This is a genomic window from Bradyrhizobium sp. AUGA SZCCT0105 (assembly GCF_018129565.1).
Lineage (GTDB): Bacteria > Pseudomonadota > Alphaproteobacteria > Rhizobiales > Xanthobacteraceae > Bradyrhizobium.
On record NZ_JAFCMK010000002.1, the window covers coordinates 392,455 to 412,807 of the forward strand.

Genomic DNA, 20,353 nt, shown 5'->3' on the forward strand with positions numbered 1-20,353 from the left:
AAAATAGCCCTAAAAATGCCAACGACCACGAACAAGGGGCGCGCGTACATCCGGCGCAGCCAAACAATGTCGTGGTCGTCCCGGCGCCGGAGCCCTTAAGCTGCAACGTCGCCGTTATGAGCTAGATAAGTAACCCCCATGCGATCCGCAAGGGGCGGTCTGCAAATGGGTCTTGGCGCTAGTTGTTGGGGACTTCCCGGATCACCGGGCCGCGTGGCACCGGGGCCGCCGGTGCGGCCTCGGCGGCGGGCGCCGCCTGCGGCTGCACGGCTGCGGGCTTGGTCGGGTTACGGAGCTGGCTTGGCGACGGCCCATAGATGAACGCCGCCGCGAGCGCCACGGCCGCGACCACTGCGCCCAGGAAGCCTGCCGTCGATTGTGACCTCATGCCGATCAATCCCCTCGCCTCCGCGGATTGATATCAAAAATCGGCCGGCCGCAACAGGATTCGGGAACCTATTTCGCCGCGGCCCTGCGGCGGGTAAAGGCGGTCACGATGTCCTTCTGCGCCAGCTCGATCGCGCGATTGGCGGTGGTCAGATTGGCGTCTGCATCCTGCTTGGGAAACTGCAGCGACAGGAAGTCGATCAGCGACACCCGAAAATTCTGCCGCTCCGAGGGACAGACATTGGCGATCAGCGAGCTGAACTCCTGGTCCGACATCGCCTTGTTGCTGTCGCGGGGATATTCGCGGGCGAGACAATTCCAGTAGGCGTCGCGACCGGTGATCGCGAGCTTGTGCGCATCGTCGACCTCGTCGGCCATTGCAGCGGACGATACGGCAGCGGAGGACGTGATCAGGAGGGCGGCCGCAACCAGCATGCGCATGTGTTGTTCTCCATTTTGGCGCATCGTAGCGAAGAGCGACAGCGACGATAAGCACCCGCGCGGCAATCTGGCAAACTGGCCAATCACGATTATTTTGACTACTCTCGATCCCTGTTCCCCTCCTCGCGATGAGTGCAGTCGTGGCCAAAGCTCCCACCAAGGCGACCAAGACAGAGACCAAGACAGACGCAGGCAACATCTATATCGGCATCGGCGGCTGGACTTTCGAGCCGTGGCGCGGGGTGTTCTATCCCGAGAAGCTGACGCAGGCGAAGGAGCTGTCCTACGCCGCCTCGAAGCTGACCTCGATCGAGATCAACGGCACCTATTACGGATCGCAGAAGCCGGAGAGCTTTCGCAAATGGGCCAGCGAAGTCCCTGATGGATTCATCTTCTCGCTGAAGGGGCCGCGCTTTGCCACCAACCGCCGCGTGCTCGCCGAGGCCGGCGATTCGGTGAAGCGGTTCTATGATTCGGGCGTGCTGGAGCTGAAGGACCGGCTCGGGCCGGTGCTCTGGCAGTTTGCGCCGACCAAGAAATTCGACGGCGCCGATTTCGGCAAATTCCTCGAGCTGTTGCCGCGCAAGCTCGACGGGCGCGCGCTGCGCCACGTCGTCGAGGTGCGTCACGACAGCTTTTGCGTACCCGAATTCATCGCGCTCATTCGCGAGCACCAGGTGCCGGTGGTGTTCGCCGAGCACGGCAAGTATCCGGCGATTGCCGACGTCGCCAGCGACTTCGTCTATGCCCGGTTGCAGAAGGGCAATGACGAACTGAAGACCTGCTATCCGCCGAAGCAGCTCGACGCCTGGGCCAGGCGGTTTCAGGACTGGGCCGGCGGCAGCGAGCCGGACGATCTGCCGCGGGTCGACAAATCAGCGCCGAAGAAGACGCCGCGCGACGTGTTCGCCTATGTGATCCACGAGGGCAAGATCCGCGCGCCCGCGGGCGCGATGGAATTGATCGAACGGGTGAAGTGAGGGATAGCTGATGGCGAAGGCGAAAAAGCTGTTCACCATCGGCTACGAGCAGACGCCGTCCAAGGCCGTGCTCGACGAGCTCCAGCACGCCGGCGTCAAGCTGCTGGTCGACGTTCGCGCGGTGGCCTCCTCGCGCCGCCCCGGCTTCTCCAAGAGCCAGCTCGCCGCAGGCCTCGACGAGCGCGGCATCGGCTACGTCCATCTCCGCGGCCTCGGCACGCCGAAGAGCGGCCGGGAGGCGGCGCGCAGCGGGCAATATGGCCTGCTGCACAAGATCTATTCGGCGCACCTGAAGACGGTGCAGGCCAAGGAAGAGCTCGACGAGCTGTCGGCGCTGGTGAAGAAGTCCGGTCCGGTCTGCATCCTCTGCTACGAGCGCGACCACGAACATTGTCACCGCCGCTGGATCGCCGAGATCATCGAGGAGCGCGACGGCGTCAAGATCGACAATCTCGTGGCGCCGCAGGTCTAGCCTTTTCCCTCCAGGCGCAACGTCCCCTGCATCATCTGCACACAGGCCCCGCCGACATGCGCGGATAGGACTGCGCCATTCTGCTTGCGCACGCGGGTCAGCAGCAGGCTCGGCCGGCCCATGTCAAAACCCTGGCCGACCGTCAGCTTCAGGTCGGCGTCGCGCAACGGATCGAGCGTGGCAAGCAGCGCGGCCGCGGCGACCGTGGCGCTGCCGGTCGCCGGATCCTCGATCAGGCCGCTCGATCCCGGAAAGAACATCCGTGCCTGCAGATCGCACGGCGCCTCCGCGACGGGGACGTCGCGGGTGTAGAAGTACGCGGAGAATGCTCCGTCACGGGGGAAGAAACGGGCGAACGCCGCCGCATCCGGTTTTGCCCGCCGCACCGCATCGCGCGATGCGACCTCAAAGACCAGGAACGGCGTTCCGACGCCGACCACCTGCGGTGCCTGGCGATCCGTCCTGACGTCGTCTGCCGTGAGCGAGATCAGGCTCGCGACCTCGCCGGAAGAGAACTGCGCCAGGCGCGACAGCGGCTGTGGCGCGGTCAGCTCAGCGGCGACGACCCTGCCGCCCTCGCGCGCGATATCGACCGGGACCAACCCCGCTTTCTCCTCGAAGATCAGACGCGGCTTCAGCTCCTTCGCAAGCTGTGCCAGCACGAAGGCGGTGCCGACATTGGGATGCCCGGCAAACGGCAGTTCTCTGACCGGCGTGAAGATGCGAACCTGGGCGTCGTTGGCCTTGTCCTGCGGCGGCAGCACGAAGGTCGTCTCGGAATAGTTGAACTCGGTCGCGATCGCCTGCATCTCTTCGCTCGACAGCCCTTCGGCGTCGAGCACCACGGCGAGCGGGTTGCCGCCGAAGGCGCGATCGGTGAAAACGTCGACGGTGATATAGCGGCGCTGCATCTTGCGTGTCCTTGTGCCGGTCATTCCGATGGCGCCATCGTAGCACAGCAGCAACGACGCCCTTCAGAGCATTCGGTACAATCACCCGCGAGCTAGAAGCGAAACAACTCGCGCGGTGACGCGAGCACGCGCGCGCGCTCGTCGGCGTCGGTGACGAGCTCATCGAGGAATTTGCGGTTCGTCGCGTAGCTCTGCGTCGCCTCGAATTGGGTGTGCGGCCAGTCGCTGCCCCACAGCAGCCGGTCGACGCCGAAAGCCTGACGCAGCAGCGGATAGGCCTGCTTGGCGAACGCCTCACCGGCCGCGCCGTTACGATAGGGCGCCGAAATCTTCACCCAGACGTTTCGCGTCGCGCCAAGCTCGAGCACCGACTGGAATCCGGGATCGTCGATGCCGAGTTTTGGATCGGGCAAGGCGAAGTGATCGAGCACGACTTTCACGCCCTGGTCGAGCAGGTTTGGCGCGAGCGTCGCGAGATCGGCGGCGCTGCGCTGGATCTCGACCTGCCAGTCGAATGTCCTGATCTGTGCCAGCATTGCCGTCCACTCCGGCGACGAAAGATCAGGCAGCTTCTGGCCGACCAGATTGAGACGGATGCCGGCGACGCCGGCGCGATCGAGCGCGCGTAGCTCGTCGGCGGCAACGGCAACGTCGACGACGGCGATGCCGCGCAGGCGGCCGTTGGTCGCCTTCAGGCATTCGGCGAGATAAGAATTGTCGGTGCCGAGAAAGCTCGGCTGCACCAACACGCCGTTGGTGATGCCGTTCTGGTCGAGCTGCTGCAGATAGAGCGCGAGCGGCGCGTCGTAGTCAGGCGCATAGCGCCGGCCGGGCGCGAGCTTCAGTCCGCGATGGAAGACGTGGGCGTGGGTATCGATCGCGAGTTGTTTCGGCACCTCAGCCCTCAATCCGCCTGCCGACAGTGCGGCAACCACTCCCGCGGCAAACCGGCGCCGCGTCAACCCATGTTCGTACGATGTCATGATCATTCCTCATCATCACGCGCGCGTGGCGACCGCCTGCTCGAAAACCTTGCCGCGGGTCTCCGGCAGCATCAGCACCGCGACCAGCACCAGCGAATAGGCGAACGCCGCGTCGATCCCGATCGCCGCACCGAGGCCGATGCGATCGCTGAGATAGCCGACCAGGAAGGGAAACGCCGCGGAGACGATGCGGCCGAAATTGTAGCAAAACCCGACGCCGGTCCCGCGCACGCCTGCCGGATAGAGTTCGCTGAACAGCGCCGCCATGCTGGCGGGAATGCCCGCCGAGAAGAAGCCCAGCGGGAATCCGAGTACCAGCATCTGCGAATTCGAGAGCGGCGCGAAGATGTAGACCAGCACCGTCACGACGCAGGCGGCGGCGAACAGCGTCACGTTGGCGCGCCGCCCGATCCGGTCGCTGATGATCCCCGAGACCACGCAGCCGCAGAAGAAGGCGACGATGATCACGGCGAGATAGGCGCTGGAGCCGAGCACCGAGAGATGCCGCACCTCGCGCAGGAAGGTCGGCAGGAATGTCGTCAGCGCCGCATAGCCGCCATGGGCGCCGATGCCGAACAGGCCGCCGATCAAGGTCGAGCGCAGCACGTCGCGGTGAAAGATTCCGGCAAGCGTCGCAAAGAACGGCGGCTCGGCCTCGCGCGTTGCGGCGCGCGGCGGCTCCTTCAGCCCGCGGCGGATATACAGGATCAGCAGCGCGGGGATCAGGCCGACCGCGAACAGGATGCGCCAGGCGATCTCGGCGGGCGCATAGGTGAAGACCAGGGCCGACAGCAGCACCGCGGCGCCCCAGCCGACCGCCCAGGCGCTCTGCACGGCGCCGAGCGCCTTGCCGCGATGCTCGGCGCGAATGATCTCGGCCATCAGCACCGCACCGCAGGCCCATTCGGCGCCGAAGCCGATGCCTTGAATGGCCTTCAGGATCACGAGCTGGGTGTAGTTCATCGCGAAGGCCGAGGCGAAGGTCGCGAGCGCGAAGGTCGCGACCGTGATCTGCAACGCCTGCACCCGACCGAAACGGTCGCCGAGCGCGCCGCCAAGCCAGCCGCCGAACGCGCCGAAGAACAGCGTGACCGAGCCGAGCAACCCTGCATCGGCCTTGCTGATCCCGAAGGCCGTGATCAGCGCCGGAATGGCGAGGCTGAACATCTGGACGTCGAGCGCATCTAACCCCCAGCCGCCAAAGCTTGCCCAGAAGGTGCGCCGCTCGAGCGGCGAGCATTCGCTGTACCAGTTTGCCATTTCTTCTCCCTGTGAATTCTTATGTTGTTGTGTTCGACGGCCGCGCTACCGGATCTCGGCGTGGTAGCGGAAGCGATCCGCCGGCCCGCGCGAGCGGCGCCATTCGATCGGCCGCCGCTCCAGATCGAAGGCCAGACGCTCGATCACGATCAGCGGCGCGTTGGCCTCCAATCGCAGCAGGCGCGATTGCATCTCGGTCGCGATCTCGACGGTGAGGATTTCATCGGCGGAGACCACGACCTGGCCGCAGCGGTCCTCGTAGAGCGGATACAGCAGGTCGCCGAACTCGGAGGTCCCGAGCGCGAGCAGCGCATCGAAGCGCGACCTCTCGAGCCAGATCTCCTCGGCCAGCAGCGGCACGTCGTCGATCAGCCGCAGGCGCGACAGGCTGATGACGGGCTCGCCGACGCCGATGCGCAGCGCCGAGGCGACAGCCGAAGTCGCCGGCATCGCCTTGCGCCGCAGGATGCGGCTTTGCGGCACGCGGCGCTCGCCGCTCTCGGACTGGAAGCGGAAGAAGCGGAACAACGAGGAATTGAACCGCGCGCGGCGCACGAAGGTGCCGCGGCCCTGCTGGCGCTCCAGCACCCCGTCGCTGACGAGCTGATCGATCGCCTTGCGCACGGTGCCGATCGCGACGCCGTAACGCGCGCCGAGCTCGGCCTCGGAGGGGATCAGGTCCCCCGGGCGCCATTCGTTGCGATTGATGCGCGCCGCGAGGTCGTCGCGAAGACGCTGGTAGCGCGGCAGGCGGTCGTCGCTGGCTGAATTCATATAGTCATCTATATGAGTATAGGACGCCGCGTCAATCGCCACCATAATACCTCCGATCTGGATGCTGCGCCCTACCCCAACTGCCAGACCGGCACCGGGTGCTCGTAACCCCGCACCGGGATCTCGCCGCGCGAGACGGCGTCCTTGCATTCGTCGCCGAGCGCCTCGCGTACCGCAGACGAGATCAGGAATTGCGAGCCGAGATCCTTGTTGAGCGCCTCGAGCCGCGCAGCGAAATTCACGGTGTCGCCGATCACGGTGTATTCCTTGCGCCGCGGCGAGCCGATACTGCCGGCCACGACCTCGCCGATATGGATGCCGATCCCGATGCGCAGCGGCCAGCTCGACGACGCATTGGTGCGCTCGTTGGCGGCCAGCATCTCGCGCGCGGCGGCGACCGCCTGATGCGCGGCGTCGCCGGCCTCGAACGGCGCGCCGAACAGCGCGAGAAAGCCGTCGCCGAGAAACTTGTTCACGATGCCGCCATGGCGATCGAGGATATCAACCAGCACGGCAAAGGCGCCGTCGAGCCGATCCACCACCTCCTGCGGCGAGCGTGAGCGCGCGCCTGCGGTGAAGCTGCGGAAATCGACGAACATCACGGCGACGCGGCGGATGTCGCTCGCGGTCGTGGCGCCCTCCGCCATCAGGCGTTCGACCACCTGCGGCGAGACGTGCTGGCCGAACAGATTGGTGATGCGGTCGCGTGCGGTGGCAGCCGCAATGCTGGCCGCGAATTGGCGCCGCAGCTGCAAGCCCACCCCACCGGCCAGCACGCCGCAGATCAGGATGATCGTGCTGCGCGCGGCGTGATAATAAATGCCTTGATCGGCCGCGACGCCGTCAGCCGCATGGAAGAACACCGCCATGTAGAACAGCTCGGTCGCCGCGACGAATCCGGTGAAGGTCGAGAGCCAGAAATCGAGCCGTAGCGTCGAGAGAATGATGAAGACGAAATAGACCAGAGGGGCGACGAAGCCGAGCGCCTCCTGGCGGCCCATGCTGTCGATATGCAGCGCCAGCACGACGGTCGGCAGTGAGGTCTCGACCAGCGCGCCGATGTAGCGCCGGATCACCGGCAGGTCGCGGCCCTTGCGCCTGTACCAGCTGATCGCACCATGCACCCAGATTTCGAACAGGATCAGCGGAACGGTGACATAGAAAATGTAGTCGGGGCTGAGATTGCCGTGCCAGACCCGGCTGACCGCCTCGGGCGCGAACACATACACCAGCAGGCTGATCGCCCCCAGCACGATGGTCGTGCCAATCAGCACCTTGATGCGCAGCAGCTCGGTGGTCATCACCTCGCGCATCAAAGCGTGTTGGAAATCGGCGGATACGGTCGTGTCCTGCACCGCTTTGTCTTTAACCCAGAACCCGGCCATGCCTCTCACCCGGTCATTCCGGGATGGTCCGAAGGACCAGACCCGGAATCTCGAGATTCCGGGTTCGGTGCTTCGCACCGCCCCGGAATGACAATGAACAATCACTCCCATTCTGCCTCAATCGAGCGTACGGCGGAAGCGCGTCACGGCGACTGTCATGGCGAACAGCATCAGGGCGGCGAGCGCAATCGTGTCATATCGCAGGTTCGGCATCGCCGCGCCCTTCAGCATGATGGCACGGACGATGCGGATAAAATGGGTCAGCGGCAGGACCTCGCCGATATATTGCGCCCAGACCGGCATGCCCGCGAACGGAAACATGAAGCCGGACAGCAGGATGCTCGGCAGGAAGAACATCATCGAGAGCTGCATGGCCTGCAGCTGGTTCTGCACGATGGTCGAGAAGGTATAGCCGATCGACAGATTGGTGGTGATGAACAGCGTGGTCAGCAGCCCCAGCAATGTAAGGCTGCCGAGCACCGGTACGCCGAACAGCAACACGCCGATGCCGATGATCAGCCCGGCCTGGATGAAACCCACCATCACATACGGAATGATCTTGCCGAACATCACCTCGACCGGCTTGATCGGCATCGACAGCAGGCTTTCCATCGTGCCGCGCTCGATCTCGCGCGTCACCGACAGCGCGGTGAAGATCAGCATGGTCATGGTGAGAATGGTCCCGACCAGGCCGGGCACGATGTTCAGGCGGGATTCAGCCGCCGGGTTGTAGCGGGCATGGGCGCGGATCTCGAACGGCATTTCGGGCGGATCGCCGATATGCAGGTCGTGCGCCAGCGCCGACTGCACCAGCGGCCCGAGCGCGCCGAGCGCCGAGCCCGCCGCGACCGGGTCGGTGGCGTCGGCCGCGACCAGCAGCGCCGGCTTGTCGCCGCGTCGCACCGCGCGCTCGAAGCCGCGCGGGATCTCGACGCCGAACAGCACCTTGCCGGATTGCAGCAGCTCATCGAACTGCTCGACGGTGTGCACCTCGCGCGTGAAGCGGAAATAGGCGGTATTCTCCATCGCCTTCAGGATCGAGCGTCCGAGATCGGAATCCTCCTGCAACAGCACCGCGGTCGGCAGATGACGCGGCGTGGTGTTGATCGCGAAACCGAACAACAGCAGCTGCATCACCGGGATGATGATAATCATGGCGAACGATACGCGGTCGCGGCGAAGCTGGATGAATTCCTTGACCAGCATCGCGTAGCTGCGCCGCCAGAAGCCGAATACCGGCTCCCTCTCTTCACCATTCCGGATCGTATCCGTCGCGCTCATCGGAAGTCATCCCTGGAAGTTGTCTCTGGAGCGCCCCATCAGGTCGATGAATACGTCTTCGAGCGACGGCTCGCTCGCCTGCCAACGCCACTTCGCGTTGCGGCGATACGGCGCAATGGCGCCCTCGAGCGCCGCCTTGTCGCGGCCGGAGACGTGCAGGCTGGTGCCGAACGGCGCCACCATGTCGACGCCCGGCTTGCCCGTGAGCTCGGCCATCAGGCCGTTGAAATCCTCGCCGGTGACGGTGTAGGTCGACAGCTCAGACTTTGCGATCACCTCATCCACCGTGCCATGCGCCAGCAGATGGCCGTAAGCGATGTAGGCGATCTCATGACAGCGCTCGGCTTCGTCCATGTAATGGGTCGAGACCAGCACGGTGAGGCCTTCGGCGGCGAGTGCGTGAATCTCGTTCCAGAAATCGCGCCGCGCCTTGGGATCGACGCCGGCGGTGGGTTCGTCGAGCAGCAGCAATTGCGGATTGGGCAGCGTGCAGGCGCCGAGCGCCAGTCGCTGCTTCCAGCCGCCCGACAGCTCGCCGGCGAGCTGCTCCTCGCGCCCCTTGAGGCCGATGCGCGCGATCATGTCGCGCGCGGCGCCGCGCGCGTCCAGCATGCCGTAGAGCCGCGCGACGAACTCCAGATTCTCGCGCACCGACAGATCCTGGTAGAGGCTGAAGCGCTGCGTCATGTAGCCGACCTTGCGCTTGATCTTGTCGGCATCGCGCCGGATGTCGTAGCCGAGGCAGGTGCCCTCGCCGCTGTCTGGTGTCAGCAGGCCGCACAGGATGCGGATGGTGGTGGTCTTGCCGCTGCCGTTGGGGCCGAGGAAGCCATAGATCGAGCCGCGCTTGACCTGCATCGACAGGTCATGGACCACCTCGCGCCCATTGAACGATTTGGTCAGGCCCTTCACATCGATCGCGATGGACGATGCGTTGGAGCGGGCGTTGGTCGGACCGCCGTTCATCTGCGCTCCGCCATCGGCGTCTTCGAGTTAGTCTTGGGATTGAGGTAGATACTGATCGGCTGGCCGACGCGGAGGACATCGGGCCGGCTCGGCCGCGCCTGGATCAGATAGACCAGCTTGTTGCGCTCATCCAGGCTGTAGATGACGGGCGGCGTGTACTCCGCCGTGGTGGCGATGAAATAGATCTTGGCGGTGAGATCGGCGGCGCAATTGTCGCAGGTCACCCTCACCTCGTCGCCGAGCGCGAGCTTCGGCAGCTCGGTTTCCGGCACGAAGAAGCGCAGCTTCATGTTGCCGGGCGGCATGATCGACAGCACCGGCCGCTGCGCCTGCACCATCTCGCCCTCGCGGAAATAGATCTGCTGGATCGAGCCCGCGATCGGCGCAATGCCCTTGCGGCGGTCGAGCCGGGTCTGCGAGGTGACGACACGCGCTTCCGCGACGCGCAGCGCCGAGACGGCGGAATCCAGATTGGCCTGGGTGCCGGCGCCGGTGCCGCGCAGCGAGGCGGCGCGGTCATAGCTCTGCTGCGCGTTGGCCAAGGTCGCGTTGTTCTGGTTGAGATCGGCGCGCTGCAGATCGTCGTCGACCGAATAGAGCATATCGCCGGGCTTAACCTCGTCGCCCTCGCGCACGTTGAGCTTGATGACGCGGCCGGATTCATCGGGGCTGACGAAGATCATGTCGGCCTCGACCCAGCCCTGGAAGCCGGGGTCGCGCTTCTCCTTGCAGCCGGCCAGCGCCACGACCAGCGCGACTGCTGTCACCAGCTTCATCGTGCGCGACGCGGTCATGTCTTCCTCCGTTCGCCGAAGATCAGATCGAGATGAACCTTGAACATCGCGAGCCCATCGAGCGGCGCGTGCCGGTCAAACAGGCTCTGCCAGATCACCGCGACGATCGCGGGCGCGACGACCAGCTGCGGGAAATCCCCGAGCTCGCGGTGCGTGATCTCGCCGCGCGTGATCGCGAGCTGGACCAGCGCCTTCATGCCGGTCAGGCCCTTCGACACCACCTCGCGGAAATAGAAATCGGCGATCGCCGGAAAGCGCGGCCCTTCGGACACGATCAGGCGGATGATGTCGCCGCGCCGGGTCGCCACGACCTCGCGCATGAAGGTCTCGGCAAATCGCTCCACCGCGTCGCGCACGGGACCGGTGATCGTCGGCAGCGCGGTCAAGCGGCCGATCAGCGGCACCAGTGCGGTGCGGATCAGCTCCTCGAACATCGATTCCTTGTCCTTGAAGTAGAGATAGAGCGTGCCCTTGGCGACGCCGGCCCGCTTGGCGACGTCGTCGAGCCGCGTCGCGGCAAAGCCGCGTGCGATGAACTCGTCCATCGCCGCCTCGATGATCGCCGCGCGCCGCTCCGCGGATTTCCCGGCGCGGCTCGCAGCCGGCTTCGTCTCAGGCACTGTTGCCGAGGCCACCTTCGGGATCCTCGCCGCGGCGGCCCGGATCGTGATCCGGCGGTTGGCGGGCTGGGTGCGGGTCGTCTTATTGCTGCGCTTTGTCATGGCCAGAATATGACTGACTGGTCAGTCATTGTCAATGCGATTCAGGAAAGCCCGGTTCGATACGAAATGTTCCTGTTCGCGTGCTTGAGCGGGATCAAAAACCGTTCCCATTTCCGGGCTGACGGTCAGAGGCCGTGCGACCGCGGTCTCGCGGCGCAACACTCGAGGAAAGCCGGGTCCCGATCGCCCCTACGGGTCCCGTGCACGCTCAAGCGTGTACTGCATTCCACACCGCCCTCTCCGTCATTCCGGGGCGTGCGAAGCACGAGCCCAGAATCCATCGCGCCGCGTAACTCCCGGACAAATGGATTCCGGGCTCTCGCTTCGCGAGCCCCCAGGTGCGCAATTGCGCACCGGGGAATGACGACGGAAAGAGTTGGCGCGCTACGTGTGAAACTTCAGCCCATCGAGGATCTTGTCGACCACCTTGCGCTCGGCGCGAAAGGCAAGGCCGACGAGGTTGAGTTCCGTGCGCGCGACCGCCTTCACGACCTCGCGGTTGGCAGCATCATGCGTGGTCTTGAACATGTCCTCGGTATAGAGCGCAGGTTTCACCTCGCGCGCCAGCGCACGTTCCAGCGCGCGCGACAACTGCGCGCGGTCGGCGCCGTAGATCAGGATCGGCTGGCCGATCAGGGACAGATACTTCGTCCCCGAGCCGTCCTCGTAGTTCTCGCCGATGCATTCGGGAAAGGAAGCGGCGATGCCACCGGCGAGAAACGACGCCACGTTGAGCTTCTGCCAGACTTCCAAGTCGGTGCGGATCACGACCGCGATCTTGGTATCGAACTGCATGGCGCGAGTTTAGCGGCAGCGGCGGCGGAGACCAGCCCTGACGGCGCAAGGCACGCTAGCATATTGGTGACAGCGCGTAGCCCGCATGAGCGAAGCGATATGCGGGTTCGACCGCCCCGGATATCGCTTCGCTCATCCGGGCTACGAGAGCCGAGTTGTTGTTTCCGAATGTCGCAGGCCCTCACGCGGCCTCGCGAACGGACCGCTTACCCCTTGGCGTCGCATGCCCAGGCGCGGATCACGCATTCCTTGCCGCCATAGTCGTAGCATTTCTTGGTCGCGGCATTGAGCGAGCTCGAGATCTTCGGCGCCACCGCATAGCCATGCGCGCCGCAAGGATTCCTCATGTCGATCGCGAGCGCGGCACAGGCGCGCTTCATGGTCACGGTGGTGCAATCGCCCTTGCACTGCTTCAGCGCCGCGGCGCGCGCCGCGCCTTCCGCCGGGTAGTCGTAAGCCTGGCCATACGCCCCGCATTTGCCGACCGCGAACGCGCCGGCCGCGCGAGCCTTGGGGATGAAGGATTCCACGGAGAAGCGCGTGGCACCGAGTAGCAATGTCAGGACGAGAATCGTCAGCGCGCGGCGCTGCGCGGCGGCGGTCGAAATGATCAAGCGGAAATCCCCCAAAGTCCGGCGCGGACTGTACAAAGGGGTCGTTTCCAGATGGTGAATGACGGGTTGCGACGAGTTCTATCCGCTGGTCGTCCCGGCGAAAGCCGGGACCATAACCACCGCCTAGTGTGATCGAATTCGCTGGGGCCCCAGCGTCGCACAACAAGTGCATCCTGTGGTTATGGGTCCCGGCTCGCGCTTCGCTTGGCCGGGACGACGGCAGATGGAGCTAGCCGCGGCGCGCGGCTTCCAGCGCCTGCGGCGTGTCGATGTCGAGGAAGGCGCTGTTGCCTTCGACCGGGACCTCGGCGACCACCTCGGTATGCTTGGCGATCAGATGACGGGCGCCGATGTCGCCGTCGAGCGTCATCAATTCCCTGAAGAAGCGCCGCGACCACAACACCGGATTACCGCGGCGGCCCTCGCAGACGGGCACTGCGATCAGATGGCCGCGATCGGGCGCAAAGTTTTCGATCAGGCGATCGATCAGCTTCGCATCGATCAGCGGCATGTCGCCGAGGCAGACCACCGCGCCATCGGCGCTGTCGGAGACCGCCGAGATGCCGGCTTTCACTGAGCCGGCGAGACCGCCGGCGAAATCCGGGTTGCGGACGAACCTGACCTTGAGTCCATCAAGCGCCTGCTCGACCAGATCGGCCTGGTGCCCGGTGACGACGATCACCTCCGAGGCTTTCGAGGCCAGCGCCTGCTCGGCGACGATTCGCGCGAGCTTCTTGCCGTCGAGCTCGGCGAGCAGCTTGTTCGGGCCGCCCATCCGGGTCGAACGTCCGGCGGCGAGCACGATGGCCGCGACGTTGCGGTTGCCTTCGGTGTCCGGGACGGTGCGCGGCTGCGGCCGCGTCACGATCTCCATCAAGAGGCCGCCGACGCCCATGCCGGTGAGATCCGACCGTGTCACCTTGATGCCGGCGAGCAGCCGCATCAGCACCCAGTCAAAGCCGTTCTCGACCGGCGAGCGGGCGCAGCCCGGCGCGCCCAGCACCGGCACGCCGCCGGCGCTGCCGATCAGCAGCAGATTGCCGGGATCGACCGGCATGCCGAAATGCTCGATCGCGCCGCCGATCTCGGTGATGGCGGCCGGGATCACGTCGCGGCGGTCGGCGATCGCCGATGCGCCGAACACGATGACGAGCTCGGCCCCCAAGCCGAGCAATTCCTTGATCGAAGCCGCGAGTACGGTCTCGTCATGCGGCACCCGGCGCTCGGCGATGATGGTGGCGCCGGCCGGCGCCAGCCGCTCGGCGGTGACGCGCAGCGTCTTGTCGATCACCTTCGGCGCAAGGCCCGGCAGCAGCGTCGAGACCACGCCGACCTTCTTGATCGTGTAAGGCGCGATCCGCAGCGTATCCTTGCCCGCGACTGCAACTGCGGCATCGCGCAGCCGGCCCTCGACGCCGAACGGGATCAGCTTGACGGTCGCGATCATCTCGCCTTCGACCACCGGCTTGAACGCTGAGAGCGTTGCAAAGGTGATGGCCTCGTCGACGCCGTTGATGCGATCGACCGCGGCGCGGTCGACCACCAGCACGCCGGGGCGCGCCGCGAACAGATTGGCGCGGCCGGTGAAGGCGCGCTCGACATTGACGCCCTCGCCCGCCACCGCCTGCGCGATGCTGGCGGCCGCGACGTCCTCGGAGACGTCGCCCTCCTCCAGCCGTACCACGACGATGTCCTTGACGCCGGCTTTGGTCAGCGCCTCGACCTCGTCAGGGCCGATCGTGGTGCCCTTCTTCAGCACCAGCGTACCCTGGCGGAGCGTGTGCACGGTGACGCCGCCAATCGCGTCGGCCGGACTGGCGGGACCGAACTTCATGCCGCTTCTTCTTTTTCTTTGGGAGGCAAGCGCAGCTGCGCGGTGATCTCGGCCATGATCGCAACCGCGATCTCCGACGGCGACACCGCGCCGATATCGAGCCCGATCGGCGCGTGGATGCGCGCGATGTCGCTGTCCTTGGCGCCCTGCGCACGCAGCCGCTCGGCGCGCTTGGCGTGCGTCTTCCGCGAGCCGAGCGCGCCGATATAGAAGCAGTCGCGGTCGAAGGCGTGCAGCAGCGCCGGATCGTCGATTTTGGGATCGTGCGTCACCGCGACGAACGCCGTGTAGTGATCGACGTTGAGCGGCGGCAGCGCGACGTCGGGCCATTCGGCGACCAGCGGCACGTCGGGGAAACGCTCGGGGCTTGCAAACGCCGTGCGCGGATCGACCACGGTCACGTCGTAATCGAGCGAGCGCGCCAGCGGCGCCAGCGCCTGGCTGATATGGACAGCTCCGATGATCACGAGCTTTGCGGTCGGCGCGTAGACGTTGAGGAACAGCTTCTTGCCCGCGACCTCGACATTGCCGCTCTTGCCCATCCGCAGCTGCTTGGCGAGCTCGGCGCGTAGCGGATCGGCGGCGATGTCCTTGGCCTTGACCAAGCGCTGCTCGCCATTGGCGGTGTCGGTGACGATGATGACCGGGCGGCGCGCGGCGCGTTCGGCATTGAGCTCTTTGAGGATCTCGAGTTTCACGGCAAGTGCCCCGTTTCCGAAGTTCGTACCTCTCTCGCGGCGCCCTCTCGTACGAACTTCGGAAACAAGAGGGGCACTTGCAACTTAACGATTGTAGTGCCGCTTATCGATTTGAAGTTCCTGAACCGCATGCGCGGCATACACTACAGGAACTTCAAATCGGCGGCACTACCCGACCTTCTCGACGAACACGCGGATGGTGCCGCCGCAGGAAAGGCCAACATTCCAGGCCGTCTCGTCGGCGACGCCGAATTCGAGCATTTTTGGCTGGCCGCTCGCGATCACGTCGAGCGCCTCGGTGACGACCGCGCCCTCGACGCAGCCGCCGGAGACGCTGCCCAAGAACGTGCCGTCGTCATTGATGACGAGGCTCGAACCGGCCGGGCGCGGCGCCGAGCCCCAGGTCTCGACCACGGTGGCGAGCGCCACGCCATGGCCCTGCTTCTGCCAGGTCTCGGCGGCCTGAAGGATGTCTTCGTCGCGGTTCAGCATGGTGGCCTCCTGCTATCGGGTCAGGCTTCTTAGGCTACAGAGCGGATCAGGCTGCGGTGGTGCGCCGGTGGCGGGGATGACAGCGCCCCGATCAAGCCCTTGATGGACGTCAAGTTATGCACCGGACGAAATTCGTCAACGTGGGGCAGCATCATTTTGATGCCCTGGGCCTTGGCCTCGAAGCCGGAATAGCGCAGCAGCGGGTTGAGCCAGATCAGGCGGCGGCAGGAGCGGTGCAATCGGTCCATCTCGAAGGCCAGTTTGGCATCGGCCTCGCGTTCTAGTCCATCGGATATAAGGAGGACGATCGCGCCCTGCCCGAGCACCCGGCGGGCCCAGAGCTGGTTGAAGGTGTGCAGCGAGGTCGCGATCCGCGTCCCGCCGGCCCAGTCCTCGACCGAGGACGTGCAGCTCGCCAACGCCTCGTCGGGGTCACGCGCCCGTAACGCGCGCGTCACATTGGTCAGGCGGGTGCCGAACAGGAACACGGAGACCCGCTTGCGGTAGTCGGTGATGGCGTGGAGGAAGTGCAGGAACAGGCGGGTGTACTCGCTCATCGAGCCGGAGATATCGAGCAGCGCCACGATCGGCGCCGGCTTCTCGATCCGGCCGAGCTTTCGGATATCGATGATCTCACCGCCGGTGCGCAGCGAGTTGCGCACGGTGCGCCGCATGTCGAGCCGCAATCCCCGCGCATCCGGCTGGTAGCGGCGGGTGACCAGTTCGGCCTGCGGCAGCCGCATCCTGGCGATCTCGCGCGTCACCTCGGCGATCTCCGCCGCGGTCATCTGCGCAAAATCCTTCTTCTGCAGCACCTCCTTGTCGGAGACCGAGAGCTTGAGCTCCTGCTCCTGGGCCTGCGGCCGCTCCTCGCTCTTCGCCGGCTGCGCCATCGCCTCCTGGACGCGGCGCGAGGCCGGCGGCGGCTTCTTCCTGGCGTGATCGGGCAGCGGGACCGAATCCAGCATGCTCTTCCACTCCTCGGCGGCGCGGAAGAACAGCTCGAAGGCCTGGCGGAAGATCAGCGCATGCTCATGGCGCTTGACGAAGATCGCCTCCAGCGTGGCGTAGAAGTCTAAGCGATGGCCGACCTCGATCAGCTGCAGCGCATCGAGCGCATCGATCACCGAGCCCGGCCCCACGGGAAGCCCGGCCGCCCGCAACGCGCGGGCAAAGCCGATCACGTTGTCGGCCATGTGGCCGGTTGGGGGATTGAGGTGGTTGATGGCCATTAGATGCGCACTCTCTCCAACCCGTCATTCCGGGACGCGCGCAGCGCGGGCCCGGAGTCCATTTTTCAACGCCGATGCGGCCCAATGGATTCCGGGCTCGCGCCAAGTGGCGCGCCCCGGAATGACGAACCTTTGTTGCGGCGCCCGACTGAACGTTGTTGCGGCGCGCGCGACTTACGTCTCGCTCGTCGCTTCCTTCAATGTCTTCTGCAACGCATCGCCCTGCATGCGCGCGATGTCGTCCTGGTACTTCAAGAGTGCGCCCAGCGTGTCGCCGACCACCTGCGGCGTCAGCGAGCGCGCGTCGAGCTCGGACAGCGCGGTGGCCCAGTCGATGGTCTCGGCGACGCCCGGCGACTTGTAGAAATCCTGGTTGCGCAGCGCCTGCACGAAGCGAACCACCTGCTGCGACAGCTTCGCGGAGATGTTCGGCACCCGCGACTTGACGATCGCGAGCTCGCGGTCCGCTGTGGGATAATCCACCCAGTGATAGAGGCAGCGGCGCTTCAGCGCGTCGTGGATCTCGCGCGTGCGGTTCGAGGTGATGATGACGATCGGCGGCGCCGGGGCCTTCACGGTGCCGAGCTCGGGGATCGTGACCTGGAAGTCGCTGAGGATTTCGAGCAGATACGCCTCGAACGCCTCGTCGGCGCGGTCGAGCTCGTCGATCAGCAGCACCGGTGGCCCGGCGACATCGGGCTCGAGTGCCTGCAGCAGCGGCCGCTTGATCAGGAAGCGCTCGGCGAAAATATCGCTGGCGAGCTGGTCGCGATCGGTATCGCCGGAGGCTTCCGCAAGCCGGATCGCGATCATCTGCGCCGCGCTGCTCCACTCGTAGACGGCGGAAGCAACGTCGAGGCCTTCATAGCATTGCAGGCGGATCAGCTTGCGCCCGAGCGCCGCCGACAGGACCTTTGCGATCTCGGTCTTGCCGACGCCGGCCTCGCCTTCGAGGAACAGCGGCCGGCCCATGCGCAGCGCCAGATAGGTCACGGTCGCGAGCGACCGTTCGGCGAGATAGCCGCGCGACGTCAGCAGCTCCTCGAGCGCATCGACGGAAGTGGGTAACGCCGGTGCACTCATGGAACAGCCAGTCTTCGAACAGGGGTTAGCAAAATCACGCCGTGGATTTGGTTCTTGGAACTAGACCTTGCGATCTAGCTCTTGGGATCTAGTCCCTTGTCTAGTCCCTTTGATCTAGTCCTTGGCGTTGGCGGCTTCCACCGCCCTGCGCGTCAGAACGCCGATCAGGTGCGCGCGGTATTCCGCGCTGCCGTGCAGGTCGCTGTTCAGCCCGTCGGCCGGAACCGCGATGCCGTCGAGCACCTTGTGCGAGAAGCGCTTCTTCAGGGCCTCCTCGAACGCGGTGACGCGGAACACGCCGTCAGAGCCCGCACCGGTGACCGCGACGCGCACGTCGGACGGACGCTTGGCCACGAACACACCAACCAACGCATAACGCGAGGCCTGGTTGCGGAACTTGACATAGGCCGCCTTCTTCGGCAGCGGGAACATCACCTTGGTGATGATCTCGTCCGCCTCCAGCGCAGTCGAGAACAGGCCCTGGAAATACTCCTCAGCCTTCAGGCGGCGCTTGTTGGTGACGATGGTCGCGCCCAGCGCCAGCACCGCGGCCGGATAGTCGGCGGTCGGGTCGTTGTTGGCGAGCGAGCCGCCGATAGTGCCGCGATGGCGCACGGCAGGATCGCCGATCATGCCGGCAAGCTCGGCCAGCGCCGGGATCGCCTCGCCCACGATCGCGGAGTTCGCGACCTCGGCGTGCTTGGCGGTGGCGCCGATCACCAGCGAGCGGCCCTTCATCTCGATCGTGTCGAGACCTTCGATATGGGAGAGGTCGACCAGATGCGGCGGGCTCGCGAGCCGCTGCTTCATGACCGGCACCAGCGTGTGACCGCCGGCGATCAGCTTGGCGTCCTCGTTCTTCACCAGGAGGTTGGCGGCCTGCCGCACGGTGCCGGGGCGATGATATTTGAATTCGTACATTGGAATGTCCTGATCGCTTGTCGCGACGAATTGCTGATTAGGCGAGGTCCGATTTGGCCATCGCCTTGGCGCCGGCGGCGATCGAAGCAACGATGTTCTGGTAGCCGGTGCAGCGGCACAGATTGCCTTCCAGCTCCTCCCGGATCACCTCGTCGGAGAGGTCGTGGCCCTTGCGATGGACCAGGTCGACGGCGGTCATGATCATGCCCGGCGTGCAGAAGCCGCACTGCAGGCCGTGATGCTCGCGGAAGGCCTCCTGCATCGGATGCAGCGGCGCGCCATCGGCCGCCAGCCCCTCGATGGTCTTGACCTCATGACCGTCGGCCATCACCGCAAGCGTCGTGCAGGACTTCACCGCCTTGCCGTCCAGATGCACGACGCAGGCGCCGCACTGCGAGGTGTCGCAGCCGACATGGGTACCTGTCAGCCGCAGGTTTTCGCGCAGAAACTGGACCAGAAGGGTACGGGGGTCGACGTTCGCGTTCACGGGGTTGCCGTTCACGATCATTGAAATCTTGGCCATCAGCACTCTCTTATCTGCCCCACCGCATATCGGCGAAGCAGGCGGTTTAAAATCATTCCAGACGGCATAATATGGGCGCGCCCTGCGATGGGCAACCTTTCGAGCCACCCATCCAGGACATAACGGCAAGGCACGGCGGGGCCTGAATGATCCGGCCCGCCTGCGGGGCTAACCTTGTACCGCCTTGGCAAAATTTGCAAAGAATTCGTCCGCCAGCTTCTTGGCGGCGCCGTTGATCAGGCGCTGGCCGAGCTGGGCGAGCTTGCCGCCGATCTGCGCCTCCACGTTGTAGCTCAGCAGCGTGCCGCCATCCTTGTCGGCGAGGCCGACGGTGGCGCCGCCCTTGGCGAAGCCGGCCACGCCGCCCTCGCCTTCGCCTGAGATCTTGTAGCCGTTCGGCGGATCGAGATCGCTCAAGGTGACCTTGCCCTTGAAGCGGGCCGAGACCGGGCCGACCTTCATCTTGGCGGTGGCGCGGAAGCCGCCCTCGTCGGTCTTCTCCAGCTCTTCGCAGCCGGGAATGCAGGCCTTCAGCACCTCGGGATCGTTGAGCTTGTCCCACACAGCCTGGCGCGGCGCTGCAAGCTGGACTTCGCCGGTCATTGTCATGGCCATGGGGGGACCTCCTCGATCGCTAGAACCTTTGCCCCCAAGTAAAGCAGCCCGGGCGCAAAGGAAAGGGCACCTTCGGAGGATGAGCGATGCATATTCGCACCGCAGCAAGACGCGTCCGCCGTTCACGAAATCGCGCAATCGACGCTGCCGAAATTGGCGGCAGCGGCGGGCCATTGGCAGGAGCGCGCGA

General features: G+C 65.4%; 24 protein-coding genes. 3 read left to right on the forward strand and 21 right to left on the reverse strand.

Annotation, left to right across the window (positions count from 1 at the left end):
• Positions 1-178: 178 nt before the first annotated feature.
• Both JQ573_RS10870 and JQ573_RS10875 read right to left on the reverse strand, forming a co-directional pair.
• Positions 179-388, reverse strand: coding sequence for a hypothetical protein (locus JQ573_RS10870; RefSeq protein ID WP_212309924.1), 210 nt, complete (start codon positions 386-388; stop codon positions 179-181).
• Between the two features lie 68 nt (positions 389-456).
• Positions 457-828, reverse strand: a complete 372-nt coding sequence (locus JQ573_RS10875; RefSeq protein ID WP_212309925.1) for a hypothetical protein — start codon at positions 826-828, stop codon at positions 457-459.
• A 140-nt stretch (positions 829-968) separates the two neighbouring features.
• On the opposite strand from JQ573_RS10875, the gene JQ573_RS10880 reads away from it, so the two are divergent.
• Both JQ573_RS10880 and JQ573_RS10885 read left to right on the forward strand, forming a co-directional pair.
• Entirely contained in the window at positions 969-1,808 is an 840-nt protein-coding gene (locus JQ573_RS10880) for a DUF72 domain-containing protein (RefSeq protein WP_409334662.1), read from the forward strand.
• A gap of 10 nt (positions 1,809-1,818) precedes the next feature.
• Complete coding sequence (locus JQ573_RS10885; RefSeq protein ID WP_097675748.1) at positions 1,819-2,280, forward strand: DUF488 family protein; 462 nt, start codon at positions 1,819-1,821, stop codon at positions 2,278-2,280.
• Here JQ573_RS10885 and JQ573_RS10890 read toward each other — a convergent pair.
• From JQ573_RS10890 to JQ573_RS10930, 9 genes are all read right to left on the reverse strand, one after another.
• Positions 2,277-3,191 (reverse strand): PhzF family phenazine biosynthesis protein, encoded by a 915-nt coding sequence (locus JQ573_RS10890; RefSeq protein ID WP_212309927.1) that lies wholly within the window; start codon positions 3,189-3,191, stop codon positions 2,277-2,279. The two genes, JQ573_RS10885 and JQ573_RS10890, sit on opposite strands and share 4 nt — an antisense overlap.
• 92 nt (positions 3,192-3,283) lie before the next feature.
• Positions 3,284-4,174 carry an amidohydrolase gene (locus JQ573_RS10895; RefSeq protein WP_212309928.1) on the reverse strand — a complete coding sequence of 297 codons (891 nt, stop codon included), beginning with the start codon at positions 4,172-4,174 and terminating at the stop codon, positions 3,284-3,286.
• A 15-nt stretch (positions 4,175-4,189) separates the two neighbouring features.
• Positions 4,190-5,434, reverse strand: coding sequence for an MFS transporter (locus JQ573_RS10900; protein ID WP_212309929.1), 1,245 nt, complete (start codon positions 5,432-5,434; stop codon positions 4,190-4,192).
• A gap of 45 nt (positions 5,435-5,479) precedes the next feature.
• Entirely contained in the window at positions 5,480-6,208 is a 729-nt protein-coding gene (locus JQ573_RS10905; RefSeq protein WP_212309930.1) for a GntR family transcriptional regulator, read from the reverse strand.
• 71 nt (positions 6,209-6,279) lie between these two features.
• A complete protein-coding gene (locus tag JQ573_RS10910; protein WP_212309931.1) occupies positions 6,280-7,593 on the reverse strand; it encodes an adenylate/guanylate cyclase domain-containing protein in 1,314 nt (437 codons plus the stop codon).
• 117 nt (positions 7,594-7,710) lie between these two features.
• Positions 7,711-8,874 carry an ABC transporter permease gene (locus JQ573_RS10915; RefSeq protein WP_212309932.1) on the reverse strand — a complete coding sequence of 388 codons (1,164 nt, stop codon included), beginning with the start codon at positions 8,872-8,874 and terminating at the stop codon, positions 7,711-7,713.
• 6 nt (positions 8,875-8,880) lie between these two features.
• The gene (locus JQ573_RS10920; protein WP_212309933.1) at positions 8,881-9,840 is read right to left on the reverse strand and encodes an ABC transporter ATP-binding protein; all 960 of its coding nucleotides are present in this window, start codon (positions 9,838-9,840) and stop codon (positions 8,881-8,883) included.
• Complete coding sequence (locus JQ573_RS10925) at positions 9,837-10,634, reverse strand: HlyD family secretion protein (RefSeq protein ID WP_409334661.1); 798 nt, start codon at positions 10,632-10,634, stop codon at positions 9,837-9,839. Before JQ573_RS10925 ends, JQ573_RS10920 begins: the two co-directional genes overlap by 4 nt.
• Entirely contained in the window at positions 10,631-11,254 is a 624-nt protein-coding gene (locus JQ573_RS10930; protein ID WP_312011473.1) for a TetR/AcrR family transcriptional regulator, read from the reverse strand. Before JQ573_RS10930 ends, JQ573_RS10925 begins: the two co-directional genes overlap by 4 nt.
• Here JQ573_RS10930 and JQ573_RS40770 point away from each other — a divergent pair.
• The gene (locus tag JQ573_RS40770) at positions 11,166-11,369 is read left to right on the forward strand and encodes a hypothetical protein (protein ID WP_312011475.1); all 204 of its coding nucleotides are present in this window, start codon (positions 11,166-11,168) and stop codon (positions 11,367-11,369) included. The genes JQ573_RS10930 and JQ573_RS40770 overlap by 89 nt on opposite strands.
• Before the next feature lie 371 nt (positions 11,370-11,740).
• Here JQ573_RS40770 and JQ573_RS10935 read toward each other — a convergent pair whose 3' ends face one another.
• The 10 genes from JQ573_RS10935 to JQ573_RS10980 form a co-directional block, all read right to left on the reverse strand.
• The gene (locus tag JQ573_RS10935) at positions 11,741-12,151 is read right to left on the reverse strand and encodes a DUF2000 family protein (RefSeq protein ID WP_212309935.1); all 411 of its coding nucleotides are present in this window, start codon (positions 12,149-12,151) and stop codon (positions 11,741-11,743) included.
• A 206-nt stretch (positions 12,152-12,357) separates the two neighbouring features.
• On the reverse strand, positions 12,358-12,708 hold the full coding sequence (locus tag JQ573_RS10940; protein ID WP_409334673.1) for a DUF4189 domain-containing protein: 351 nt from the start codon (positions 12,706-12,708) through the stop codon (positions 12,358-12,360).
• A 286-nt stretch (positions 12,709-12,994) separates the two neighbouring features.
• The gene (locus tag JQ573_RS10945) at positions 12,995-14,599 is read right to left on the reverse strand and encodes an NTP transferase domain-containing protein (RefSeq protein WP_212309937.1); all 1,605 of its coding nucleotides are present in this window, start codon (positions 14,597-14,599) and stop codon (positions 12,995-12,997) included.
• Positions 14,596-15,297 carry an XdhC family protein gene (locus JQ573_RS10950; RefSeq protein WP_212309938.1) on the reverse strand — a complete coding sequence of 234 codons (702 nt, stop codon included), beginning with the start codon at positions 15,295-15,297 and terminating at the stop codon, positions 14,596-14,598. The genes JQ573_RS10945 and JQ573_RS10950 overlap by 4 nt, the downstream gene beginning before the upstream one ends.
• Before the next feature lie 168 nt (positions 15,298-15,465).
• Positions 15,466-15,789 (reverse strand): XdhC family protein, encoded by a 324-nt coding sequence (locus tag JQ573_RS10955; protein WP_021077800.1) that lies wholly within the window; start codon positions 15,787-15,789, stop codon positions 15,466-15,468.
• A 29-nt stretch (positions 15,790-15,818) separates the two neighbouring features.
• A complete protein-coding gene (locus tag JQ573_RS10960) occupies positions 15,819-17,021 on the reverse strand; it encodes a VWA domain-containing protein (protein WP_212309939.1) in 1,203 nt (400 codons plus the stop codon).
• A 174-nt stretch (positions 17,022-17,195) separates the two neighbouring features.
• Positions 17,196-18,104, reverse strand: a complete 909-nt coding sequence (locus JQ573_RS10965) for a MoxR family ATPase (RefSeq protein WP_092115264.1) — start codon at positions 18,102-18,104, stop codon at positions 17,196-17,198.
• Between the two features lie 114 nt (positions 18,105-18,218).
• Positions 18,219-19,025 carry a xanthine dehydrogenase family protein subunit M gene (locus JQ573_RS10970; RefSeq protein ID WP_212309940.1) on the reverse strand — a complete coding sequence of 269 codons (807 nt, stop codon included), beginning with the start codon at positions 19,023-19,025 and terminating at the stop codon, positions 18,219-18,221.
• Between the two features lie 37 nt (positions 19,026-19,062).
• Positions 19,063-19,548, reverse strand: coding sequence for a (2Fe-2S)-binding protein (locus JQ573_RS10975; protein ID WP_021077804.1), 486 nt, complete (start codon positions 19,546-19,548; stop codon positions 19,063-19,065).
• Between the two features lie 168 nt (positions 19,549-19,716).
• The gene (locus JQ573_RS10980; RefSeq protein ID WP_016840413.1) at positions 19,717-20,163 is read right to left on the reverse strand and encodes a carbon monoxide dehydrogenase subunit G; all 447 of its coding nucleotides are present in this window, start codon (positions 20,161-20,163) and stop codon (positions 19,717-19,719) included.
• Positions 20,164-20,353: the final 190 nt, after the last annotated feature.